Annotated in this window: 7 protein-coding genes; 1 reads left to right on the plus strand and 6 read right to left on the minus strand. The window is 57.6% G+C overall.

The genetic code is table 11. The annotated features are described in order from the left end of the window. Positions 1–45: 45 nt before the first annotated feature. Together V9K99_RS42615 and V9K99_RS42620 are read right to left on the minus strand one after the other, a co-directional pair. Complete coding sequence (locus tag V9K99_RS42615; RefSeq protein WP_337012795.1) at positions 46–237, minus strand: hypothetical protein; 192 nt, start codon at positions 235–237, stop codon at positions 46–48. Between the two features lie 2 nt (positions 238–239). After that, complete coding sequence (locus V9K99_RS42620) at positions 240–1082, minus strand: phosphoribosylaminoimidazolesuccinocarboxamide synthase (RefSeq protein WP_337012796.1); 843 nt, start codon at positions 1080–1082, stop codon at positions 240–242. 144 nt (positions 1083–1226) lie between these two features. On the opposite strand from V9K99_RS42620, the gene V9K99_RS42625 reads away from it, so the two are divergent. Then, positions 1227–2117 (plus strand): DUF4231 domain-containing protein, encoded by an 891-nt coding sequence (locus tag V9K99_RS42625; protein WP_337012798.1) that lies wholly within the window; start codon positions 1227–1229, stop codon positions 2115–2117. A gap of 2 nt (positions 2118–2119) precedes the next feature. Here V9K99_RS42625 and V9K99_RS42630 read toward each other — a convergent pair whose 3' ends face one another. From V9K99_RS42630 to V9K99_RS42645, 4 genes are all read right to left on the minus strand, one after another. Next, positions 2120–2581, minus strand: a complete 462-nt coding sequence (locus V9K99_RS42630; protein WP_337012800.1) for a TIR domain-containing protein — start codon at positions 2579–2581, stop codon at positions 2120–2122. Between the two features lie 15 nt (positions 2582–2596). Then, positions 2597–3376, minus strand: coding sequence for a hypothetical protein (locus tag V9K99_RS42635; protein WP_337012802.1), 780 nt, complete (start codon positions 3374–3376; stop codon positions 2597–2599). Continuing rightward, the gene (locus V9K99_RS42640; RefSeq protein WP_337012804.1) at positions 3373–4713 is read right to left on the minus strand and encodes a hypothetical protein; all 1341 of its coding nucleotides are present in this window, start codon (positions 4711–4713) and stop codon (positions 3373–3375) included. Before V9K99_RS42640 ends, V9K99_RS42635 begins: the two co-directional genes overlap by 4 nt. A gap of 51 nt (positions 4714–4764) precedes the next feature. After that, the coding region (locus V9K99_RS42645; protein WP_337336429.1) for a nucleotide kinase domain-containing protein at positions 4765–5862 on the minus strand (1098 nt) is incomplete at its 5' end.

Below are 5862 nucleotides of genomic sequence, written 5' to 3' on the forward strand. Positions count from 1 at the left end.
GGTGTTCTAGAACACCGCCAGCATAGACTGAACCATAGGAGCGGTCTAGTAATCGTCCCGCGCGTTGACTCGGTCGATACCGCCGTAGCCAGTCGCAGCAACGGATCGTGCGATCTCGACGTCGTGAGGATCTGCCTCGATGCCTTGCTCTTTGGCCGCAAGTAGGCGCTTGTGCACCTTCTGCAGCTCGAGCACCTCGCTTAGGCGTGCCTGTTGGATCTCATCCCAGGTAGCCATAGTCAGTTCCACTTCAGACCGGTGATGCGTTCGTACATGGCAACGTAGCGAGCCCGAGTCTCGTCAACGACCTCCGGAGGAATCTCAGGGCCAGGCGGGGTCTTGTCCCACGTGCCCAGATCACGCGCCCAGTCGCGCACGAACTGCTTGTCGTACGAGATCTGCCGCTGCCCAGGTTTCCAGTCCTCATCCCGCCAGTACCGCGAGGAGTCCGACGTCAGAACTTCGTCCGCCAAAACCAACGTCCCGTCCTTGGCAAGACCGAACTCGAACTTCGTGTCCGCCAGGTGAACACCACGGCCCTGCGTGATCGCAGTAGCCCTCGTGAACAGCTCGAGCGTCTTCTCCTCAAGCGTCTTCGCGAGCTCCGGACCAACGGCCTCCGAAACCTCCTCGAAGGTCATCGGCTCGTCGTGCCCATCCTCAGGAGCCGTCTTCGTCGTCGGCGTGAACACCGGCTGCGGAAGTTTGTCCCCCTCACGGAGTCCCGGCGGGATCTCGACACCGGAGATCTTGCCCGTCTCCCGGTAGGCGTCCCATCCAAGGCCGGCCAAGTAGCCGCGGGCGATGCACTCAACCTGCACGATGTCGACCTGCTGACACCGGACCGCACGACCTTCGAACTCGGTCGGCACATCGGTAGCCGAGATGACATGGTTCGGCATCACGTCCGCCAACTGTTCGAACCACCACAGCGACAGACTCGTCAGCAACTTCCCCTTGTCAGGGATCGGCGTCGGCAGCACCACGTCATAGACCGACACCCGATCAGTCGCAACCAGGATCACCTCCCCCGGGCGATCGCTGTACACATCCCGAACCTTGCCCCGATGCAGCAGCTCCACACGACTGTTCTAGCACACCGGTCACCCGCGCTCCCCTCAGCCTTCCCTGCCGGCAGTGACGCCGACCGGTGCCAACGCGAGCCAGCAATACGAATCACCGCCAACGTGCCACAATTCCGGCAACGAGACAGCCCAGGAGGCTCGGTGTTGACACCCAATCTGTCCATCAAGACTGATGATCTGCCGGGATTGCACGATGCCGCCAACAGCGCGTCAATCGAGGGCCAGCACCAGTTCATTCGTGCGAGCATGATCAAACTCGGGCTCGCAGCGGCAGCAGCGATCGTCAGTGCCTTCATCGGAAGTGGCGGCGTCTCTGACTATCTTGCATATCTTGTCGCGGTGCTATTCATTGGCGTGCTGTGCGCGGAAGCTTGGATCTGGGCACAGAAACCCGAAGATACCTGGTATGACGGCCGCGCGTTGGCAGAATCGTCGAAGACGATGGCCTGGCGTTTCACCGTCGGCGCAGCTCCGTATAGCAAGTCTGACGCCAGTTCCGAGCAGCGATTTGTGCAAGACCTCCGGAACTTGCTGGACGATGGACCCCAAACCGATATACACCCGTCCGACAAGCCCGTCATCAGCGAGCAGATGAGGGAGGTTCGTAGACAAGACCTAGCCGAGCGCCAAGCAATATATATCCGCGATCGGATAGATGACCAGATCGGATGGTACAAGAAGAAAGCCGACATTAGCCGTAGGCGTTCGAATCAATGGCGCATGGCCCTGATCGCTGCGGAAGGTGTTGGAATATTCGCCGCCTTCTCACGTGCCTCTGGGGGCACCGATCTTGATCTGGCCGGAATCGTAGCTGCATTCGTAGGTGCCGGAGCTGCCTGGTTGAGCATCCGCCAGCATGACGGTCTCCGGCGGGCATACACGTACGCGAACCAAGAGCTCAGCATGGTCCGCAACAGTCTGGAAAGCTGCGGAGACGACAGCGAGTGGGAGCAACTCGTCGCAGATGCCGAGGAAGCGATCAGTCGCGAGCACACAATGTGGCGCGCCTCGCGGTCAACCACACTCGGGTAGGCCTACCTCGAGCACGTGCTGATCGAGTTCGTGGGCATTCTCGTGCCGCGAAGTGTTCCGAGTATCGCCCGCTCCACAGCAGGCCCGAACTGGTGAACATCCTCAGGCTTAGACCAGTCCAGCATCTCGGCGCCAGCTTCGAGCAGACCATCGGGGACCTTGGCGGTCGGGTCCAGGCGAATACCGACGATCGCATTACCCTTCTCGCGACTCCACTCGATTTCCTTGGCGACCCAATCGCTCTTCGCGGTATCCTTTCCGATGAGAACAATTGTCGCTGAGGTTCCTTTGAGTTGCTCCTTGATTTTGCGGGTTATATAATTCGAATCCTGGCTCTTCACAGGGTCTAGCAAGTGACGCATGGTGAGATCCAGCTTGATGTTCTTGTTATACCGTATCAGGTTCAAACCCTTGGCCTTCATCTGATCTAGGTGCTGGTAACTGAGGAATACACGTCGAGCCATGGGCGGCCGCTCCGTTCAGATTTCGGGACGCAATGTAGCTATTTCACCACAGACGGGGCATCGCTTGAGCAGGGCGCGGTTTTCAATTACGCGGTCGCAGCTGCCGCAACGCCAGCGCCCCGACGAGCTACTGTTCGGAACGACAGCAGGCGATGCAGGTCTCGCCAGATAAGTCTCCGCGTCAGCCCAGGAGAAACCACCCTCGCGTCCCCAAGACGGATAGGCGTATCCAGACCTAGCTCGCGAGAAAGTTTCGATTCGCTTCACTTCTGAAATATAGTCAGATGTGCGATCAACCGCGCGGTCGACTCGCGCTCGTAGCTTATTGACTACCGCGCTATCGATCGGCTTCTGCGTCCGAAATTGGCTAAGAAGTAGTGCTCGCAAATTTTCAGGAAGATTGTGGGGGTCAATGGGGTCGACAAATCTAATTGCTTCGGCGGCTAACGCGTAATCTCTGTTCTCAACTCCCCGACTTCCTTCTGCATACCAACCGACGTGATAGTACCCGGCCAAGCGGCGGCCGACGGTATTGCGCAATGTTGTCATGAAGAAGATAGATGCGGCTCCTTTTTCAACGATGAGCTTCCGCATATTCGGCTCGCAGGTCGAGAAGAGCCCATAGGTCGCCGTTTCGATGTTCGGATCACTCTTGTTGTCCGCCGGCCGCGTCAACTCACGTATGGGCCACCTCGCCAACGGCTCATTCAAGTAGACAGATAAGTACCCTCCGCCCTTATCCTCCAACTTTTTCCAACTGGCACCTGGCGGCGTTATGCGCGCTGTGGACGTCATGCGGGTTCTCCCACGCTATCAATGGCCGCAGTCCGCGGCGGCAGTTTCGAGTAGGTCAGACTCCGGCTGTCAAGATCTGCGGTGACATATCCTCCGCGCCCCGTGGAAAGTTGCTGCATTACATTGAACCCCTGGCTCACAGCTTCGCGCCATAGCCAGGCCGGCATACTTGACACCTCGAGGTCCTCAAGAACAGTTGTGATCAGATCGATCAAATCCTCTGGAACCAAGCGTGTGTTCGCGAAGCGTTGATAGTCGTCTGCTCGCTTAGCCAGTACCGCGGCCAGGCCTTCCTCCGCGAAGATCGCACGCGCTCCGTCTTCGTTCTCATCTACCAGAGGGTCACTCTTTCGCTTAAGACGAAGCAGGTTCCTCAAATTGGGAGACCAGCCCATAACAGCCAGGAAGCCGAGATGAATTGCATCGTGGTATCGATACCTGTCATCAACGTATGAGTTGTTAGTGACCTTATCGCCAAGTGACGCGCCGAGCTCAAACCCGCGCGGTTTGCCGTTGGGCAGACTCGCCGGCCCATCCGGGTAGGCGTTCGGAGAGGCGTCGACCAAAGTCATGGTGACAAGTGGGTTCCCTTGGTTCTTCTGTTCCTGAAACCGAAGTAGCAGCTTGCGAGGAAACCGTTCAGTGGCTGGATACTTGTCATCGAGCACAGGTAGCGCGGACAGCTCCTGTTCTGACATCACCGTTAATACAGCTCGTGACCGTTGCGCACGCTGGACATCTGAAGATGCGATCTCATTTAGGTCGATGTCCAGATGACTCGCAAGCGCGGCGGAATACCACAACAGGTCACCGATCTCGTACTCAACGAGCCTCACCCAATCTGGAATCTCGCTGTCTCCGCGATACCGCTTCTTCATCTCGACCATGAGATTTCCCGCTTCGCCAGCTAGGCCGAGAATCGGGACGCCCAGCCCGAGCGGGTCCACGCCGTCTTGAACTTGCTGATCGGTATGCAGCGCCAACTCCTGAAACTTGCGAATGTCGGCGGCGTCAGCGGCATTGAAGGTTGGAATTGGAGGCGAGCCTAATGCAAGCGCCCTCGCATCAACCTTCTGCAGGTTCAAGAGCGCTACCTCGTCAAGATTAATGTGATGGTGCGTTGCCAAGTGAGCGCACCAACGCAGCACCTCGCCAAGCTCGCGCGCCATGAGCGTCGTGCTGGTCCCCACAGCGATAGCGTCCCGAAGGTATCGCTGTTGAGCGTCGAGGAGTGCACCTATGTGCGCCCCGATGCCGAGCATGGCCACCTGTTCATGCTGATAGTCTGCCGTGTCTGCGACGGAAAGTACGTGCGCTTGATAGGTACTGAAATCCATTTCCCCCCCAAACGTTCCCTGGCATCTCCAGGTGAGCGCTTAGCTTATTGGTCATCCAATTCCCCATTTTGGCGGATAGAACATAGGGTCGAGCGCTCCCTTGACCCTGAAGGACTGCTTTATCCTCGTCCGTCCGCTTATGCCTTTGATATCCGGGTGAGCTACACGGGCATACTTGTCGGTTTCGCAGAACAGGTTCTGGCAGTCAATGAGTTGCAGGCGTCGACCTCGAAGCTTGCCGAAGCGCAATCCAAGGCGATTGAACTGCTCCTCCTGTGAATCAGCCATGTACTGGATGATTTCGCGCTCGATGCCGGTCGTTGCACCAGCGAAACACTTCCGAATTCCATCCTTGGCGCCCGGTCCGGCGACCACATAATCCATCTCGTCAAAGCTCAGCATCGGCGAGTAGTTGAGATCGATGAGGTACTGGAAAGCCAGGAAGTCGCCAATACCAGGGTACGAACGCAACCACTCGAACGCATCGTGCATAGAGCTTGCAGCTTGCAGCTTGTCCACGATTCCGTCGCTAACCATGTGATCTAGGAGCAAGAGGTGATTAGCGTGCTTACGCGACTTTCCCATTGGAGGCGGCGGAATGACATACGCGGCCGAATAGATAGTGGCTCCAGATGCGGTGATATTCGATAAGTAGTCTGCCCAGGCGTCAACATCGAACGAGGCTAGCGTTGGTGCACCAAACTGGGCAACAAGAGCTTGCCACGTCTCAATCTTATTGAAGAACTTGAACAGAAGTATTCGAAACGCGAGCTCGTCTGGAGCCTCTGATCCGGTGTAGATCACGTTGCGGATCAGATACTGTGAGACGCGATCCGTCACGCGGTAGCAGTTCGTGAATCTGTATGCGGAGATAATTGGATCGTCTGTCCATGGAGCAGGCGTGCCAGCGATCCTTGAAAGGAATGCGGCTTGCCGTGCGGCAGCGAATCTCCAGTACGTGTCGAAAACCGGGGTGGTTTCGAGTTCACGGCCGGAGACCGTGACACGCAAGGCAGAATGGCTGCGTCGACAGTTCGCGTCGGCGACGGGCTGTAGGGAAACCCCAGGCAGCTCGGGCTGCGTTGGCTGAGTGCATGACTGGTCCACGCGTTGAAGGGCGATGCTGGTTGCCATGCAACTCCGTTCGTC

The sequence above is a fragment of the Kribbella sp. CCNWLW201 genome (assembly GCF_037203805.1).
GTDB lineage: Bacteria > Actinomycetota > Actinomycetes > Propionibacteriales > Kribbellaceae > Kribbella.